Origin of the sequence: Mycolicibacter senuensis, assembly GCF_003284925.1 — a bacterium.
GTDB classification, from domain to species: domain Bacteria; phylum Actinomycetota; class Actinomycetes; order Mycobacteriales; family Mycobacteriaceae; genus Mycobacterium; species Mycobacterium algericum_A.
Map to the genome: position 1 here is coordinate 1 of NZ_QMEX01000081.1, position 17,227 is coordinate 17,227.

The 17,227-nt window shown below is 67.5% G+C and carries 13 protein-coding genes; 5 read left to right on the top strand and 8 right to left on the bottom strand.

Annotated elements, in window-relative coordinates:
- The 4 genes from DQP56_RS16480 to DQP56_RS16495 all read left to right on the top strand — a co-directional run.
- Positions 1-558: arabinosyltransferase C-terminal domain-containing protein (locus tag DQP56_RS16480; RefSeq protein ID WP_205868898.1), on the top strand; the 558-nt coding region annotated here is incomplete at its 5' end.
- A 259-nt stretch (positions 559-817) separates the two neighbouring features.
- Positions 818-1,135 carry a hypothetical protein gene (locus tag DQP56_RS16485; RefSeq protein WP_112687201.1) on the top strand — a complete coding sequence of 106 codons (318 nt, stop codon included), beginning with the start codon at positions 818-820 and terminating at the stop codon, positions 1,133-1,135.
- Positions 1,136-1,237: 102 nt separating this feature from the next.
- The gene (locus DQP56_RS16490) at positions 1,238-4,510 is read left to right on the top strand and encodes an arabinosyltransferase domain-containing protein (protein WP_112687203.1); all 3,273 of its coding nucleotides are present in this window, start codon (positions 1,238-1,240) and stop codon (positions 4,508-4,510) included.
- Positions 4,507-7,665 carry an arabinosyltransferase domain-containing protein gene (locus DQP56_RS16495; RefSeq protein ID WP_112687205.1) on the top strand — a complete coding sequence of 1,053 codons (3,159 nt, stop codon included), beginning with the start codon at positions 4,507-4,509 and terminating at the stop codon, positions 7,663-7,665. The genes DQP56_RS16490 and DQP56_RS16495 overlap by 4 nt, the downstream gene beginning before the upstream one ends.
- 87 nt (positions 7,666-7,752) lie before the next feature.
- Here DQP56_RS16495 and DQP56_RS16500 read toward each other — a convergent pair whose 3' ends face one another.
- From DQP56_RS16500 to DQP56_RS16515, 4 genes are read right to left on the bottom strand one after another with little or no spacing between them, the layout of a single operon-like run.
- Positions 7,753-8,052 (bottom strand): cytochrome C oxidase subunit IV family protein, encoded by a 300-nt coding sequence (locus DQP56_RS16500; RefSeq protein WP_112687207.1) that lies wholly within the window; start codon positions 8,050-8,052, stop codon positions 7,753-7,755.
- 2 nt (positions 8,053-8,054) lie between these two features.
- On the bottom strand, positions 8,055-8,630 hold the full coding sequence (locus DQP56_RS16505; protein WP_112687209.1) for a cytochrome c oxidase subunit 3 family protein: 576 nt from the start codon (positions 8,628-8,630) through the stop codon (positions 8,055-8,057).
- A gap of 20 nt (positions 8,631-8,650) precedes the next feature.
- Positions 8,651-9,400, bottom strand: a complete 750-nt coding sequence (locus DQP56_RS16510) for a hypothetical protein (protein WP_112687211.1) — start codon at positions 9,398-9,400, stop codon at positions 8,651-8,653.
- Positions 9,397-10,155, bottom strand: coding sequence for a hypothetical protein (locus DQP56_RS16515; RefSeq protein WP_112687213.1), 759 nt, complete (start codon positions 10,153-10,155; stop codon positions 9,397-9,399). The genes DQP56_RS16510 and DQP56_RS16515 overlap by 4 nt, the downstream gene beginning before the upstream one ends.
- Positions 10,156-10,370: 215 nt before the next feature.
- Between DQP56_RS16515 and DQP56_RS16520 the strand changes: the two genes are divergently transcribed.
- Entirely contained in the window at positions 10,371-10,979 is a 609-nt protein-coding gene (locus DQP56_RS16520; RefSeq protein ID WP_112687215.1) for a TetR family transcriptional regulator, read from the top strand.
- Here the strand turns inward: DQP56_RS16520 and DQP56_RS16525 are convergent.
- The 4 genes from DQP56_RS16525 to DQP56_RS16540 all read right to left on the bottom strand — a co-directional run.
- A complete protein-coding gene (locus DQP56_RS16525) occupies positions 10,969-12,570 on the bottom strand; it encodes an MFS transporter (protein ID WP_112687217.1) in 1,602 nt (533 codons plus the stop codon). The genes DQP56_RS16520 and DQP56_RS16525 overlap by 11 nt on opposite strands.
- Positions 12,571-12,861: 291 nt before the next feature.
- Positions 12,862-14,142: a PE-PPE domain-containing protein gene (locus DQP56_RS16530; protein WP_234825704.1), complete on the bottom strand. Its 1,281-nt coding sequence runs from the start codon at positions 14,140-14,142 to the stop codon at positions 12,862-12,864.
- A 369-nt stretch (positions 14,143-14,511) separates the two neighbouring features.
- Complete coding sequence (locus DQP56_RS16535) at positions 14,512-16,113, bottom strand: acyl-CoA carboxylase subunit beta (protein WP_112687219.1); 1,602 nt, start codon at positions 16,111-16,113, stop codon at positions 14,512-14,514.
- Between the two features lie 6 nt (positions 16,114-16,119).
- A partial coding sequence (locus DQP56_RS16540) for a thioesterase domain-containing protein (RefSeq protein ID WP_234825705.1) occupies positions 16,120-17,227 on the bottom strand: 1,108 nt, incomplete at its 5' end.

Sequence of the window (17,227 nt, forward strand, 5' to 3'; positions counted from 1 at the left end):
GACAAGCCGGGCGGCACCGTGCAGTTCGGGGACATCGGTGCGGTCCCGGCGTGGCGCAACCTGCGTGCGCCGATGTCGGCGATCCCGGCCGAGGCCACCCGGATCCGGTTGGTGGTCCGCGACGACGACCTGGCGCCGCAGCACTGGATCGCGGTGACGCCGCCGCGCGTTCCGCAGCTGCGCAGCCTGCAGGAGGTGGTCGGGTCGTCGGACCCGGTACTGCTGGATTGGCTGGTGGGCCTGGCGTTCCCGTGTCAGCGGCCGTTCGGCCACCAGAACGGGGTGACCGAGGTGCCCAAGTGGCGGATCCTGCCGGACCGGTTCGGCGCCGAGGCGAACTCGCCGGTGATGGATAACAACGGCGGTGGCCCGCTGGGCATCACCGAGCTGTTGGTGCGCGCGACCACCGTGCCCAGCTATCTGAACCACGACTGGTTCCGGGACTGGGGTGCGCTGCAGCAGTTGACGCCGTACTACCCGGCGGCGACGCCGGCCGAGCTGGATCTGGGCACGGCGGTCCGCTCCGGGCTGTGGAGCCCGGCGCCGCTGCGGCACTGACCCTCCGGACCGCGAGTCCCCGCTGCGGACCGCGAGTCCCAGCTGCGGACTGCGAGTCCCAGCTGCCCCAGCCGTAACCGGACCTCGGGCAGGTGGTTGTTGCCCACCTCCGAGCGACAACGTGCGTTATGTCAGGCCGCGATGGCGGGTCCAGCTGGGCAGCGGCCTGTTCCACACCCAGCCGCGCCGGCTCGTCATGGTGTCAGGCCCGATGGCAAGGGCCGGTCATGGTGTCAGACCGCGATGGCAGGGTCCGGTCATGACGAACGCGATCACACTGCGCGGCATCGAGCTGCGTTACGTACTGACTCACTACCTTCTCCACCACGGCCGGTGCAGCATCGCCGAACTGGCGGCCGAACTGGACTCGCGCGGCTTCGCCGTCCCCGGCCGGGCGTCGAAGGCGATCTCGGATGCGCTGCGCTGGGAGCGCGAGCGCGGTCGGGTGTACCGGCGCGGCCGCGGACTCTACGGCCCGGCGGGCATGCCGCGAAGCACCGAGTACCGGATCCACCAGCGGGTCATGGCGCTGCGCGCCCGGGCTGCCGGCCAGACCGCCACCCGCAAGCTGACATAACGTGCGTTGTCGCTCGGAGGCGGGCAACAACCACATATCTCCCGGCCGCGCGACGGGACGGGGTCCCGGCTTCGGGACCCCGGTCGCATAACATCGAGGCTCGTGTCCTCCCCCCACGACCAGCCCCGCTATCGACTCGCCCGGCTGATCGCGGTGGTCGCCGGCATCGCCGGCGTGTTGCTGTGCGGCATCACGCCGCTGCTACCGGCCCGACAGACCACCGCCACCATCGCCTGGCCGCAGGGCGTCGACGCACAAGGCCACGTCACCGACGTCACCGCCCCGCTGGTCTCCGGAGCACCGCGCGGCCTGGACATCACCATTCCCTGCTCGGCCATCGCCACGCTGCCCGCCAACGGTGGCCTGGTGCTGTCCACCGTGCCGGCCGGCGGCGTCGATGCCACCGCGCACGGCCTGTTCGTTCGTGCCAACAAGACCACCGTGTTCGCCGCCTACCGCGATCATGTGGCCGCGGCCGCTCCCCGCGACAAGATCGCCGAGTGCAGCCAACTGCGCCTGTGGGCCAACCCCGGTGACGTCGGCGCCGAATTCGTCGGCATACCGGGCGCGTCCGGCAGCCTGCCCCCCGAGAACAAACCGCAGATCGGCGGCATCTTCACCGAGCTCAAAATCGGCCCGGAGCCCGGCTTGAGCGCGCACATCGCCGTCGACACCCGCTTCATCACCAACCCGACGACGCTCAAGGCCGCCGTGATGGCCCTGGGTGTGCTGGCGGTGCTGGCGTCGATCATCGCGCTGGCGGTCTTGGACCGCCGCCACACCCACCGCACCCCGCGCAGTTGGCGGCACTGGTTCAAGGCCAACCCGATAACTTGGCTGGCCGACGTCGGCGTGCTGGGCATTCTGGCGCTGTGGCACGTCATCGGCGCGATTTCCAGCGATGACGGCTACAACCTGACGATGGCGCGCAATGTCGCGCACGCGGGATACGTCGCCAACTACTACCGATTCTTCGGCGCCAGCGAGGCCCCCTTCGACTGGTATCCGGCGCTGCTGGGGCAACTGAGCAGCATCAGCACCGCCGGGGTGTGGATGCGGCTGCCCGCCACGCTGGCCGGCATGGCCTGCTGGCTGATCATCAGCCGCCGGATTCTGCCGCGGCTGGGCCGGCTGTCGGGCAACCGGATCGCGGTGTTCACCGCCGCGATGATGTTCGCCGCGGCCTGGCTGCCGTTCAACAACGGCCTGCGCCCCGAGCCGCTGATCGCGCTGGGCACCCTGGTGGTCTGGGTGCTGGTGGAACACACCATCGCCACCCGCCGGCTGGTGCCGACCGCATGCGCGATCCTGGTGGCCGTCTTCACCGTCACGCTGGCCCCGCACGGGCTGATCGCGCTGGCTCCGCTGCTGACCGGCTCCCGCAAGATCGAAGCCGTCATCCGAACCCGGCGCCTCACCGACGGCCTCCTGGCCCCGCTGGCGGTGCTGGCCGCGGCCGCCTCCACCATCGCCGTGGTGGTGTGCCGGTCGCAGACGCTGGCCGCGGTCGCCGAGTCCGCCCGCATCAAATACGTGGTCGGGCCGACGATCGCCTGGTATCAGGAGTTCCTGCGCTACTACTTCTTAACCGTCGAGGAGAACGTCGACGCCTCGATGACCCGCCGGTTCGCCGTGCTGGTGCTGCTGTTCTGCATGTTCGCCATGCTGGTGATCCTGCTGCGGCGCGGCCGGATCGCCGGGGTGGCCAGCGGGCCCGCCTGGCGGCTGATCGGGACGACGGCGGTGGGCCTGCTGCTGTTGACGTTCACCCCGACCAAGTGGGCGGTGCAGTTCGGCGGGTTCGCCGGGCTGGCCGGGGCACTGGCCGCGGTCACCGCCTTCACCTTCGCCCGCGTGGGGCTGCACAGCCGACGCAACATGACGCTGTATGTGACCGCGCTGCTGTTCCTGGTCGCCTGGGCGACCTCGGGGGTCAACGGCTGGTTCTACGTCGGCGGCTACGGGGTGCCGTGGTTCGACATCCCGCCGGTGATCGCCAGCCGCCCGGTGACGTCGATGTTCCTGGCGGCCTCGATCGCCACCGGCCTGCTGGCCGGCTGGCAGCACTTCCGGCTGGACTACGCCGGCCACACCCAGGTCACCGCCACCCGGCGTAACCGGATCCTGGCGTCGACGCCGCTGCTGGTCGTCGCGACCCTGATGGTGCTGCTGATGGTCGGCTCGATGGCCAAGGCCGCCGCCGGCCGCTACCCGGCCTACACCACCGCGCGGGCCAACGCCGACGCCCTACTGTCCGGCCTGTCGTCCTGCGGGATGGCCGACGACGTGCTGGCCGAACCCGATACCAATGCCGGTCTGCTGCAACCGATCCCGGGACAACGCTACGGCGAGCTGGGCCCGCTCGGTGGCGCCGACCCATACGGTTTCGACCCCAACGCCGTCGACGACGACCTCACCTCGCTGGCGGTGATCGCCAAGCCCGGGGTGCCCAACGCCGACGCCTCCCCTAACAAGCCCAGCGCCAACCAGAGCGACGCCGCGGGCACCGCCGGCGGCAAGATTCCCGACGACGCCCCCGACGGGGTGAACGGTTCCCGGGTGGCGCTGCCGTTCGGGCTGGACCCGGCCGTCACACCGGTGCTCGGGTCGTACAAGGAGCAGGTGGCCGCGCACGCCACCTCGGTCTGGTACCGGCTGCCCGAACACGGAAGCGGCACCGATCGGGCTCCCATTGTTGTGGTCAGCGCCGCCGGCGCCATCTGGTCGCACGGCGAGGACGGCAAGCTCGACTACGGCCAGCCGCTGAAACTGGAATGGGGCATCACCGGACCGGACGGCAGCGTCACATCCGCCGGCGAGGTGGAGCCGATCGACATCGGGCCGCAGAACTCCTGGCGCAACCTGCGTTTCCCGCTGGCCTGGGCGCCGCCGGGCACCGATACCGTGCGGATCGTCGCCAATGACCCCAACCTGTCCACCGAACAGTGGATCGCGTTCACCCCGCCGCGGGTGCCGGTGGTGCAGACCATCACTGAGCTGATGGGATCGCAGACCCCGGTGCTGATGGACATCGCGGTCGCGGCGAACTTCCCGTGCCAGCGGCCGTTCGCCCAACACCTCGGAGTCGCCGAACTGCCCGAATACCGGATCATGCCGGACCACAAACAAACCGCGGCGTCGTCGAACCTGTGGCAGGCGAGCGAGGACGGTGGGCCGTTCATGATCACCCAGGCGATGCTGTGGACCACCACGGTGCCGACCTACCTGCGTGACGACTGGTATCGCGACTGGGGTGCGGTGGAGGCCTACCACCGGCTGATCCCGGCCAAGGACGCGCCCGATGCCGTCATCGACCAGGGCACCATGACCGTTACCGGCTGGAGCCGGCCCGGACCGATTCGAGCACTGCCATGAGTATCCGCACCACGCGCCTGGTAGCGATCGTCGCCGGCCTGGTCGGCTTCCTGCTGTCGGTGGCCACCCCGCTGCTGCCGGTGGTGCAGACCACCGCGACGCTGAACTGGCCGCAGCACGGCGAGTTACACAGCGTCACCGCGCCATTGATCTCCCAGACCCCGATCTCGATGTCGGTGAAAGCGCCGTGCGCGCTGGTCCGTGAGCTGCCCGCCGAGGGCGGCACGCTGGTGTCGACCGCACCGGCCAAGGGCAAGGACGCCGCCCTCAACGGGCTGTTCATCACCGTCACCGAGAAGCGGGTCGATGTCACCGACCGCAACGTGGTGCTGGCCACCGCGCCGCGAACCAAAGTGGAAGGCCCCGGCTGCACCGACATCGAGGTCACGTCGTCGCACGACGGCACCTTCGCCACCATCGGCGGGGTCACGCAACGCTACGGCTGGCCGGACCCGAACCTGCGCCCGCAGATCGTCGGGGTGTTCTCCGACCTGAGCGGCCCGGCGCCGGAAGGTCTTTCGCTAACCGCCGACATCGACACCCGGTTCTCCACCCAGCCGACGGCTTTGAAGCGGGCCGCGATCTTCGCGGCGATCCTGGCCACCGTGATCGCGGTGCTGGCGCTGTGGCGGCTCGACCGGCTCGACGGCCGCCGGATGCACCGGTTGATCCCGTCGCGGTGGCGATTCTTCTCGCTGGCCGACGTCGCGGTGGTGCTCGGCTTCGTGGTCTGGTACGTGATCGGGGCGAACTCGTCCGACGACGGCTACATCCTCGGCATGGCCCGGGTGGCCGATCACGCCGGCTACATGAGCAACTACTTCCGCTGGTTCGGCAGCCCGGAGGACCCGTTCGGCTGGTACTACAACCTACTGGCGCTGATGACGCACGTCTCCGACGCCAGCATCTGGATCCGATTGCCGGACCTGGTGGCCGGGTTGGTGTGCTGGCTGCTGCTCAGCCGCGAGGTGCTGCCCCGGTTCGGTCCGGCGGTGGCCGCCAGCAAGCCCGCGCTGTGGGCGGCCGGGATGGTGCTGCTGGCCGCGTGGATGCCGTTCAACAACGGCCTGCGGCCCGAGGGGATCATCGCGGTCGGCGCGCTGATCACCTGGGTGCTGGTGGAGCGGGCGATCATCTCCGGCCGGCTGACCCCGGCGGCGCTGGCGATCATCTGCGCGGCGTTCACGCTGGGCATCCAGCCGACCGGGCTGATCGCGGTGGCAGCATTGCTGGCAGGTGGGCGGCCGCTGCTGCGCATCCTGGTGCGCCGGCACCGGATTCACGGCACCTGGGCGCTGGTGGCCCCACTGCTGGCCGCCGGCGCGGTGATTTTGACCGTGGTCTTCGCCGACCAGACGGTGCGGGCGGTGTTGGAGGCGACCAGGATTCGCACCGCGATCGGCCCCAGCCAGGCCTGGTACACCGAAAACCTGCGCTACTACTATCTGGTTTTGCCGACCGTCGACGGTTCGCTGTCACGACGGTTCGGGTTCCTGATCTGTGCGCTGTGCCTGTTCACTGCGATGTTCATCATGTTGCGGCGCAAGCGGATCGCCGGGGTGGCCAGCGGCCCGGTGTGGCGGCTGATGGGCGTCATCCTGGCCACGATGTTCTCGCTGATGTTCGCCCCCACCAAGTGGGTGCACCACTTCGGGCTGTTCGCCGCGGTGGCCGGAGCGATGGCCGCGTTGACGACCGTGCTGGTATCCCGGCAGGTGGTGCGCTGGTCGCGTAACCGGATGGCGTTCGCCGCGGCGGTGCTGTTCGTGCTGGCACTGTGTTTCGCCACCACCAACGGCTGGTGGTACGTCTCGAGCTACGGGGTGCCGTTCAACGCCGACATGCCGCGCATCGGTGGCGTCACCGTCAGCACGATCTTTTTCGCGCTGTTCGCTATCACGGCGGGGTGGGCGGCCTGGCTGCACTTCGCGCCCCGCGACCGCGGCGAGGGCCGCGTGGCTCGGGCCTTGACAGCCGCCCCGGTGCCGGTGGCGGCCGGCTTCATGGTGTGCGTGTTCGTGGCCTCGATGGCGATCGGCATCGTCCGCGAATACCCGAGCTACTCCAACGGTCTGGCCAACGTGCGGGCCTTCGTGGGCGGCTGCGGGCAGGCCGACAACGTGCTGGTCGAGCCCGACCCCAATGACGGTGCGCTGACCCCGCTGCCGGGAATGTACGGCGAACTGGGCCCGCTGGGCGGTGTCGACCCGGTCGGGTTCACCGCCAGCGGGGTGCCGGAGAAGATCGTGGCCGAGTCGCTGCGGATGAGCATCACCCAGCCCGGCACCGACTACGACTGGGACGCCCCGAAGAAGCTGACAACGGCAGGCATCAACGGCTCGACCGTCCCGTTGCCCTACGGTCTTGACCCGGCGCGGATCCCGCTGGCCGGCAGCTACTCGACCGATGGCCAGCAGGAGTCCAAGCTGACGTCGGCGTGGTACGCCCTGCCGCCGGCCGATGACGCGCATCCGCTGCTGGCGGTGACCGCGGCGGGGACCATCGCCGGCAACAGCGTCCTCAAGGGCTACACCACCGGCCAGGACGTGCAACTGGAGTACGGGCTGCCCGGGCCGGACGGCGCCGTGGTGCCCGGCGGGCGGCTGGTGCCCTACGACCTGTTCGGCGAGTGGCCGCGGATGTGGCGCAACCTGCGCTACCCGCGCAAGCAGATTCCGGCCGACGCGGTCGCGGTTCGCATTGTGGCGGTGGACAAGTCGCTGAACCCGCGGGACTGGATCGCGTTCACCCCGCCGCGGCTGCCGGAGGTGAAGACCATCCAGGAGTACATCGGCTCCGAGCAGCCGGTACTGCTGGACTGGGCCGTCGGCCTGGCGTTCCCGTGTCAGCACCCGATGCTGCACGCCAACGGCGTCACCGAGGTACCCAAGTACCGGATCACCCCGGACTACAACGCCAAGAAGCAAGACACCGACACCTGGCAGGACGGGGTCAACGGCGGATTGCTCGGCATCTCCGACATGCTGCTGCGGGCACACGTGATGGCGACGTATCTCAACCACGACTGGGGCCGCGATTGGGGCTCGCTGCGCAAGTTCGAGGAAGTGGTGCCGGCCTCGCCGGCCGAGTTGGAGCTGGGCAGGGCCACCCGCAGTGGCTGGTGGACACCGGGCGAAATCCGCATCAAAGCCTGAGTCCTCTAGGCGCGAGCGTGCGTGTTTGCCCAGCGACACGCCGATTTTAGCGTACAACTGCGCACGCTCGCGCCCGCAGCGGATAGCTCAGAACAGATAGATCACGAAGACCGTCGCGATCAACGCGGCCAGCCAGCCGTCGGTGGCGTACCGCAGCCAGCGCGGCGCGGTGAGGACTTCCATGAAATGGCCGATGATCATGCGCGACTTGACGAACGCCAGCGCCAGCACGAGCGCGGTCACCGGCACACTGGCCTGCGCGGCGTGCGTCAGGTGCGCCGGCGCCAGGGTCCACGACCCGATGGTGATCGCCACCAGCACGACCCAGACCCAGGTCAACGACCGCTCGGTCTCGTGCCGATGTTCGCGATAGCCAAAAACCGTCATGCTCACCTCATCACGTAGAGCAGGCCAAAGATGATGACCCACAACAGATCCACCATGTGCCAGTAAATTGCTGCCGACTCGACGACCACGGGCCGGCGCCGGCCCGGGTTGCCCAACTCCCGGACAACGACGCCAAGCGCAATCAGTCCGATCAGCACGTGAACCAGGTGCACACCGGTGATCACGTAGTAGAACGAGAAGAACAGGTCGGAGTTGGTGTTCCCGGTACTGATCTTGGCGGCCCATTCGTAGCCCTTCAGCACCATGAACAACACCCCGCCGGCTGCCCCCAGATAGACGAACCGCACCGCCGAGCGGTGGTTTCCGGCCCTGGCGGCCAGCACACTGCGGGCCACGAACCAGGAACTGGTCAACAGCACCACGGTGTTGATCACACCGATGTTGACGTTGAGATGTTGTTGGGCCGCAAGGAACTCAGCCGGATTCATGGTCCGGTAGACCATGAAGATGATGAAGTAGCCGGTGAAGATCACCAGATCGCCCAGCACCATCACCCAGATGTGACCGTCACCGGGCAGTCGGGTCCGCGGTGCGGTGGGAACTTCAAGTTGCAGCATCAGACTTGTCCTTCCGATCCTCAGTCCAGGCCCGGCGAGTCGACCGGTTCAGCTACGGTGGCCTGGCGGAGGACGAAGATCAGCGCACCCAGCCAGACCGAGAACACCACGACCGCCCACCAAAGGCTGAGCACACCGTTCCAGGCGAGCGGCCCGGAGTAGAACAGGAAGAACTGGGTGGCGATGACCTCGGTGATGACCTGCCAAACCGTCACGTAGCCAAACCATTTCGGAAAAACATTGTTCTTGTCGTACAGGACCGCGATGGCCAGCACCACGTAGGCGGTGGTGAAGCAACCCAGCGACCCGTTGTAGGACAGATTGCCCAGATCGTAGAGCCAGCCGATCAGTTCCGGATCACGGTCGGGCCGAAACGTCGCGGTCAGATAGCAGACGCCGACCAGCAGGAACCCGGGCAGCGCACCGACGCTCATGCCGCCGATATAGCCGTAGGCGAACACCGACCCCACCGACATCCGTTTCATGTGGTACATGACCAGGCCGTTGGTCAGCGGGGCACCGCCCAGCAGGATCAGCAGCAGGACGAACCCGATCTGGATGGTCAGTTGATGTTCGGTGAAGAACGCGACCTTCCCAGCCGTCGTGACGTCCGGCCGCGGTGGCGGTGTCACCCGGGTCAACACGCAGATGATGATGCCGAAGACGGTGTACCAGACCGGGAAGAACCAGGTCAAAAAGCGCACATCGGGTTTGCCGGCCGGGGCGCCCGCCGCGGTGACGACATACCGGTCTGGGGTCAGCAGATTCACCCGGCCACCACTTCGTCGACGACGCCGTCTGCAACGGCCTGGCGCAGCACCGCACGACGCAGCACGAAGAACATCACCACCACGAACGCCGCGAACGCCCCGTTGCGCAGCCAGAACGACAGCAGCCCATCCCAGGCCAACGGACCGGTCTGCCAGACCGCCGCGCCTGCTGCCGGGATCATCGCCAGACCGGTCGCCAGCGAATAGGGGCCGACCCAGCGCGGGAACACCGGATCCGGCCCGTCGTCGAAGTGGACCGCGGCGGCCACCAGCAGGAATTGCGCCAACACCATGCCGATCGGTGCGATGAACACGATCCAGGCCAAGTCGTTGAGGAGCAACGTCAGCTCGGGGTTGCGGTCCGGGCGGAATGCCGCGACCAGAAAGAAGACGTTGGACAGCGCAAAGATGGTGGCGCCGCTGACGATCGCCGTCAGGTAGCAGTAGGCGAAGATGTGGCTCTGCGTCTTCATGCGCTTCATCTGGACGACGATCACCATGAAGAACGGCAGCAGCATGATCCCGCACAGGTTGAACGTGATCTGGCTGAACCGGATCCAGTCGGTGTGCTCGGTATAGAACCGTGCAACCTGCTCGGCGGTCATGGTCGGCGACATCGGCGGAAAGAAGCCGGGGAACGCCAGCAAGGCCACCACCAGTACGGCACCAACCGCCGGTCCGGTCCACAGGCTGACCCACTGGGCCTTGATATTGCCTGCGCTGGGCAGGTCTTGGACTTCCTCGAGAATCTGCACCGAACCCCTCCGAAATGACTTGAGTCAGCTTTTGCGTCGCTGCCGCTGGCCTGCGGCCCGCCGCATTCCGCGTAGTACACGTTGCGGCACCGGCCTTAACGTCCTCCGTACCGTAGCGGTCCCGGCCGCGGTTGCCAAGCCTAATTCTGATTCGAGTCAGTTAATGGTGGTCTAGACTCGACCGAACCAGTTCGCCGAAGCCGGAGTTGACCGCAGTGCCGAATTCAAGGACCGAGAGCCGGGGCCGCAAGGGTCTGCAGACCCGCGAGCGGTTGCTCGGCGCGGCGCTCGCCGAGTTCAAACGCGCCGGCATGGCCGCCGCCGACATCGGCGCCGTCGTCGCGGCCGCGGGCGTCGCCCACGGCACGTTCTTCTTCCACTTCCCCACCAAGGAACACGTCCTGCTGGAGCTGGAGCACCGCGAGGAGGTGCGCATGGCCGGGGAACTCACCCGCTTCTTCAGCCGCGACCACGATGTACGGGCCACCCTCGCACAGATCGTCCACGTGCTGGAGAAGCTAGAACGCCGACTCGGCGGTCACCTGTTCAAAGACCTGCTGGTGCTGCACTTCTCGCCCACCCGGCCGCCAACCGAGGTGTGGCCCACCCACCCGGTCATCGTCGCGGTCATCGAGGAACTGCAGCGGGCCCGCGACCGAGGCGAGATCCCGGCCGACGTCGACGTCATGCACAACGGCATCTCGTTTCTGGTCGGCCTTTACGCCCTGCTCATCACCATCCCCGACGCCAAACAGATGCGGGCGCCGGTGATCGAGGAGTACCTGACCACCTACCTGTACGGCATGCGAGTGATCACACCCTGATCCGCGGGCCGCTCACTCCGGCGAGCTGCGGGACGCCCCGGTAGCCGGCGGGTGTCCGCTGCCGCGGCCGGACGTACTTGTCGACGGCCCACACCTCGTCGAACGCCGGGTTCCGGCGGCGCGCGCGGGCCGATTCCTCCGCGGTCAGCACCGACAACTCGCGCTCGAGCTCGCCCGGCACGCCCGGCACTCCGGTACCGCGCAGCGAGTATCCGAGCGTTTCCGGCAGGAACCGCAGCACGACGAGCCCGATCAGCGCTGCAAATACCAGGTAGGCGGCCGGAAAGAGTTGCCATCCGGTGCGTTCGATCACCGAGTCGGCCAATACCGGTGCGGTGCCGCCGAACACCGCGACCGCGGCGTTGTCGGCGATCGCAAACCCTGCGTAACGCACCTGGGTGGGGAACAACGCCGGGAACGTCGCCGACACCGTTGCCAGGGGCGCGGCGAACAGCACACTGAGCACCGTGAAACCCAACAGCGCGAAGGCAAACCCGTGTCCCATCAGCCAGTACATCGGCAGCGCCAGCACGGCGAACCCCAGCAGCGACGCTCGCCACAGCGGTTTTCGTCCGACCCGGTCCGACCAGGCGCCGGCGAACGGGATGCAGGCCATCGTCGCCAACTGCCCGATCAGCACCACGGTGGTCCGGCTGCGCTCGTCGAGTCCGGCCGTCGCGTGCAGGTAGGTCGGCTGATACGTCACCAGGGTGTAGTCGATGATGTTCAGCACGACGAACAACGCGAACGTCACCAGGATCGGCCTGGTGTAGTTGGTCGTCAGGTCCACCAGGCGCTCCCAGGCCGAGCCGGTGATCTCCTCGCAGGCAACGCATTCGGTGAACACCGGCGTCTCTTCCATCCTGCTGCGCAGCACCAGGCCGACCACGCCCAGGGGCAGGGCCAACAGGAAGGGGATCCGCCAACCCCAGGCGGCCATCTGCTCATGGGTGAACATCGCCTCGAGCGCGAGCACGACCGCGCTGCCGAACACGAAACCCGCCACCGCACCGAATTCCAGGAAACTGCCATAGGTGCCGCGCTTGGCATCCGGTGCGCTTTCGGCCATGAACGTTGCAGCGCCACCGTATTCGCCGCCGGTCGAGAACCCCTGCACGACGCGCAGCGCGATCAGCAGGCCCGGCGCCCACCAACCGGCGGTGGCATAGGTCGGCAGCACGCCGATCAGGGTGGTCGCCACCGCGATCAACAGAACGGTCGCAACCAGCACCGACTTTCTGCCGAACCGGTCACCGATCGGACCCCAGACCATGCCACCTAGCGGCCGCAGCACGAACGAGATCGCAAAGCCGAGCATGGTGCCCAGATTGCCCAGCGTGTCGGGGAAGAATGCTCCGGTGAGATAGGTCGCCACGACGGCGTAGACGCCGTAGTCGTACCACTCGGTGGCGTTGCCGACCGCCGACGCCACAATCGCCTTGCGCAGCACACGGTTGCGTTCATCGGCAGCGCTGCGGTGTTTTCCGCCGCTTGGCGCCGCGGGGGTCGGCGCAGCAGGCGTCGGCGCCGCCGACCTTGGCGCCGCCGGCCTTGTCGTCGCGGGCCGCGGCGCCGGCAACAGCAGGCTCATCGTTCTTCGTCGTTAGGACACACGCCATCCCCCTCGTCGCACGGGTTCTGTGGGACGATCCGCGCAGCCGGGAATCACCTTGCGGCCCCGACCAATTGGAACCTCGACGATTCGTCCCGCGTGGGATCGCCTGGGGTAAACGATAATTGGTCTGATGCAAAAGTGGCTGGTGTTGCAGAAGCGTTACGCAACACTTATCTGTCCGATACCGGTCATTCACTGCGGCGGGCGCCGCGGTGTGCGCAGCGCGACTCGCAGTGAGCCGGGGCCCAGCTCGCGGCGAAAGAGACCTTAGGAGACGTCCGCCCAGTAAGCCGGGTCGAGGTATTGGCCGACCAGCGATTCCCACATCAGGTTCGTCAAGTTCTCGAGCAGCTCCGGCACCGGACCTCCGCCGAGGCCCATAGCCTCGCCGGCCGCAATCAAATTCGCGAAGGCGGGATCGTCGGCCGGGTCCAGCCACTGATAGGTTGCCGGGTCCATCAAACCGGCAACGAAGTTGTCCCAGCCGGTCTGCGCCGCCACGGCTAACGCGGCGTTGAACTCCGGCCAGTCGACGTCCTGGGAATCGAGCGAGAACATCGTCGGCTGGTCGGCCGGGCCGTCATACCAGCCGTGTTCGATGTTGCCGTAGCCGAGGTTCACCAGGATCCGCATGGTCGGTTCCAGCAGGTCGTAGAGCGGCTTTCCGAACACGGGCATGAACAGCAGCGGCAACAGCAGCGGGAGGTGCTCGCTGGGAACCATGTAGGAGTTGATCAGGCTGTCGGGACTGGACTCCAGCAGGATCGCCTGCTCACGCTGCTCGGAAGTCAGTCCGAGGTAGGCCATGTGCTGCGTAGCCATACCCATGATCGCGTTCAGGGTAGCCAGGAAGTTCAGCGGGTAGTGCGGGAAGGCCGCGTAGCCGTCGTACTCCAAGGTGTAGATGTCGGTGGCGTACAGATCGTTGGGCGTCGGGTTGCCCAACGTGACGCCGGAATCTCGCATGGCGTCGTAGAAGTCCTGCATCTCTTCGAAACCGACCAGCAGGCCGCCGTTCGGGTTCGCCGAATCGCCGATCAACACGAAGCGCACGGCGTCAGTCGACACCCCGGCGTCATAGAGTTGCTGCATGGCCAGCGTGGTCAGCGCGGCGCTCTGCGAGTAGCCGAAGACCGTCACCGGGTTATCGGCGCCGGCCTGCCCGTCCGCGATCAGGCTCTGCACTCGGTCGACCAGAGCCTGCGCGCCCTCGGCCATGGAGTCATCCAGCAAATAGGGTGCCTCCGGCGTGGTCAGTACCTCGAGTTCGCCGGCGAAACCGCGCGGCTGCAAAAAGAGGTCGTTCACGATATCGGCGTACTGCTGGCTCGGGGTCGGGATCATGCTGGGCCCCATGATCAGCGCAATGTTCGAATCCGCGAGTGAATCGGTGCCGGCGGACAGCAGCACGCCGACCTGAGCGGGCGCCGCCGGCAGCGACGTCAGCTGCGGGGCGCCGGTGAGTCCAGCGACCAAGGTGACGGCGCCCAGCGCGGCTAGCAGGCCTGGTGTGCGGCGCCCGGAGCGTGCCGCGACTACATCAAACATCCCGACTTCCTCGCCGCGGTCGCACGTCCGCAGATCAACGGACCGTTGTCGACTGGATGATTCCAATCACACTCTGTTATGTCAAATTTAGTATCGTCGGACGATGATTTGCGGCTTGACCAGGCGTTATAACAGCGCGCCGTAGCCGGTCGACACCAAACGCTGAAGGTTAACTTAATGCGTGGACGGCCCGCCGGCCGGTGCAGGCCAGCACAGCGGCGTCATCCATGCGTCGTTGACCTGATGCCGCCCGTGCATCCGCGAAGCAACACCAGCCCGGGCGCGAGCGTGCGCGGATCCGGCCGCGCGCTCGGCGTGTCGGCCGGGGACCCGCACGCTCGCGGCAAGACTGCGCCTAGCAAGACTCGCCTAGATGGGCAGCAGGCCGTGCTTGCGCTGCACCTTGCGGGTGTTCTGCTTGTCGGCCAGCAGGCGCAGCGACTTGCGCAGCAGCAGCCGGGTCTCGTGCGGCTGGATCACCCCGTCGATGTAACCGCGCTCGGCGGCCACCCACGGAATCGCCATGTTCTCGTTGTAGCCGGCGATGAAGTCCGCCTTGACCTTCTGTGCCTCCGGCGTGGTGGGGTCCGGGAACCGCTTCATCAGCAGCTGCGCCGCGCCCTCGGCGCCGATCACGGTGATCCGGGCGGTGGGCCAGGCGAAGTTGAGGTCGGCGGAGAGCTGCTTGGAACCCATCACCGCATAGGCGCCGCCGTAGGACTTGCGAATGGTGATGGTCACCTTCGGCACATCGGCCTCCACCACCGCGTTGAGGAACCGGCCGCCGCGCTTGATGATCCCGCCCTTTTCCTGCTCCACACCGGGCAGGAATCCCGGAGTGTCGACGACGAAGACCAGTGGCAAGTTGTAGGAGTCGCAGAATCGGATGAAGCCGGCCGACTTGTCCGAGGCCTCGTTGTCGATGGCACCGGACATGTACATCGGCTGGTTGGCGATCACCCCGACCGGATGTCCGTCGACCCGGGCGAACGCGGTGATCATCGCCTGGCCGCGTTGCTGACCGACCTCGAAGATGTCGCCGTCGTCGAAGATCCGCAGCAGGATCTCGTGCATGTCGTAGGCGGTGTTGTCGGAGTCGGGCACGATGGCATCCAGCTCCAGGTCGTGCGGGGTGATCTCCGGTTCCAGGCCCGGGTTGACGATCGGCGGGTCGTCAAAGGTGTTCGACGGCAGGAACGACAGGTAGTCCCGGACGTACTGGAACGCCGCCGCCTCGTCCTCGACCACCTGGTGGATGTTGCCGTAGCGGGCCTGTGCGTCGGCGCCGCCCAACTCGTCGAGGGTGACGTCCTCACCGGTGACGTCCTTGATGACGTCCGGACCGGTGACGAACATGTAGCCCTGGTCGCGTACCGCCACCACCAGGTCGGTCTGGATCGGCGAATACACCGCTCCGCCAGCGCATTTGCCCAAGATGATGGAGATCTCCGGCACTAGGCCGCGCAGCAGTTCATGGCGACGGCCCAGCTCGGCGTACCAGGCCAGTGAGGTCACCGCGTCCTGGATGCGGGCGCCGGCGGAGTCGTTGATGCCGATCATCGGGCAGCCGGTCTTGGCGGCCCACTCCATCAGCGCCGCCACCTTGCGGCCGAACATCTCCCCGACCGATCCCTGGAACACGGTCTGGTCGTGGCTGAACACGCAGACCGGCCGGCCGTTGATCCGGCCGTGGCCGGTCACCACGCCGTCGCCGTAGAGCGCATTCGGGTCGCCGGGGGTCTTGCACAGCGCGCCGATCTCCATGAAGCTGCCCGGGTCCAGCAGCGCATTGATCCGGGCGCGGGCACTGGGGATGCCCTTCTTCTCCCGCTTGGCGACGGCCTTCTCACCGCCGGGCTCCTTGGCGAGCTCCAGCTTCTCGCGGAGCTCAGCCAGCAGTTCGGCGGTGGTCTTGGGCAGGACGGGTGGGAGATCTTCAGGGGGGACGGGTGGCGGGGGTTGGCCGGTCACGCGCGCCTACTTTCCTTCGATGCGGTTGAGCGCCTCGCTCATGTGCGCGCCCACTTTGGCAATGTACGGCTCATCGATGGCCTGAATATGCTCGCCCCCGATCGGCACGATCTCCAGGTCGGAGATGTACTCGCCCCAGCCGCCGTCCGGCTTGCGGGTGGCATACGCGGGCTCGAAGACGATGGCGTCGTCGTGGTAGCGGTCGGCCATGTACAACGTGACGTGCCCGTCGTAGGGCTGGATCTCGATGGTGTCCAGGGCGCGGTTGTCCAGGTACGACGTGCGCTGGTGCTCGATGATGCCGCCCGGGATCTGCACGCCGCTCTGCGCGACGACATCGAGGACGAAGCGCACCTGGCCCTCGTCGTCGAGCTTCTCCAGCTCCTCATAGGGGATCTCGGGCACCTCGACGTTGAAGGTGCGCTCGGCGAAACGGGCGTAGCGGTCCCAACGCGCCCGCATGCCCTCCTTGCTCTGGTCGATCGGCTCGCCGGGCAGTACCAGGTCGATGAGCCCGACGTAGCGCACGTCGGCGCCGGCCCGGGTGAGGCCGATCGCGCAGGCGTAGGCCAGCGCCCCGCCCAGTGACCAGCCGGCCAGCGCGAACGGACCGTCGTGCAACTCCAGCAGCTTGGGCACGTACTCGGCGGCGCGCTCCTCGATGGAGCCTTCCACCCGCTCGATGCCATAGACCGGGGTGTCGGCGGGCAGCCGCTTCATCAGCGGTTCGTAGACCACCGTTGAGCCGCCCGCCGGGTGGAAGACGAACAGCGGCACGGCATTCGAGCCTTCTTTAGGGGCCCGCAGGGTGCGGACGAACCCGTCCACCACCCCTTCTTCGAGGTGGTCGCGGACGATGGTCGCCAGCGCCTCGATGGTGGCGGCCGACTTTACGTCGTCGACGGTGATGATGCCCTCGGCCCGCTCCGACAGCCGTGCGGCGAGCTTCTCGGCCACTTCATCGTCCAGTGCGGGCAGCTCGTTGAAGATACCGCCCGGGGACTTACCGGTGACGATCGCCCAGGTCGCGAACGTGACCCGCTCGGCGGCATCCCGCGGCGGCACGTCGGCGCCCAGCGCCTCGGTCACCGCCTCCTGGGTGAGGACTTTGGCG

Coding starts and splice junctions, on each gene's coding strand:
- DQP56_RS16525 (WP_112687217.1), bottom strand. CDS start 12,570: ATGAGCCTGCTGTTGCCGGCGCCGCGGCCCGCGACGACAAGGCCGGCG.
- DQP56_RS16530 (WP_234825704.1), bottom strand. CDS start 14,142: ATGTTTGATGTAGTCGCGGCACGCTCCGGGCGCCGCACACCAGGCCTG.
- DQP56_RS16505 (WP_112687209.1), bottom strand. CDS start 8,630: ATGCTGCAACTTGAAGTTCCCACCGCACCGCGGACCCGACTGCCCGGT.
- DQP56_RS16485 (WP_112687201.1), top strand. CDS start 818: ATGACGAACGCGATCACACTGCGCGGCATCGAGCTGCGTTACGTACTG.
- DQP56_RS16500 (WP_112687207.1), bottom strand. CDS start 8,052: ATGACGGTTTTTGGCTATCGCGAACATCGGCACGAGACCGAGCGGTCG.
- DQP56_RS16495 (WP_112687205.1), top strand. CDS start 4,507: ATGAGTATCCGCACCACGCGCCTGGTAGCGATCGTCGCCGGCCTGGTC.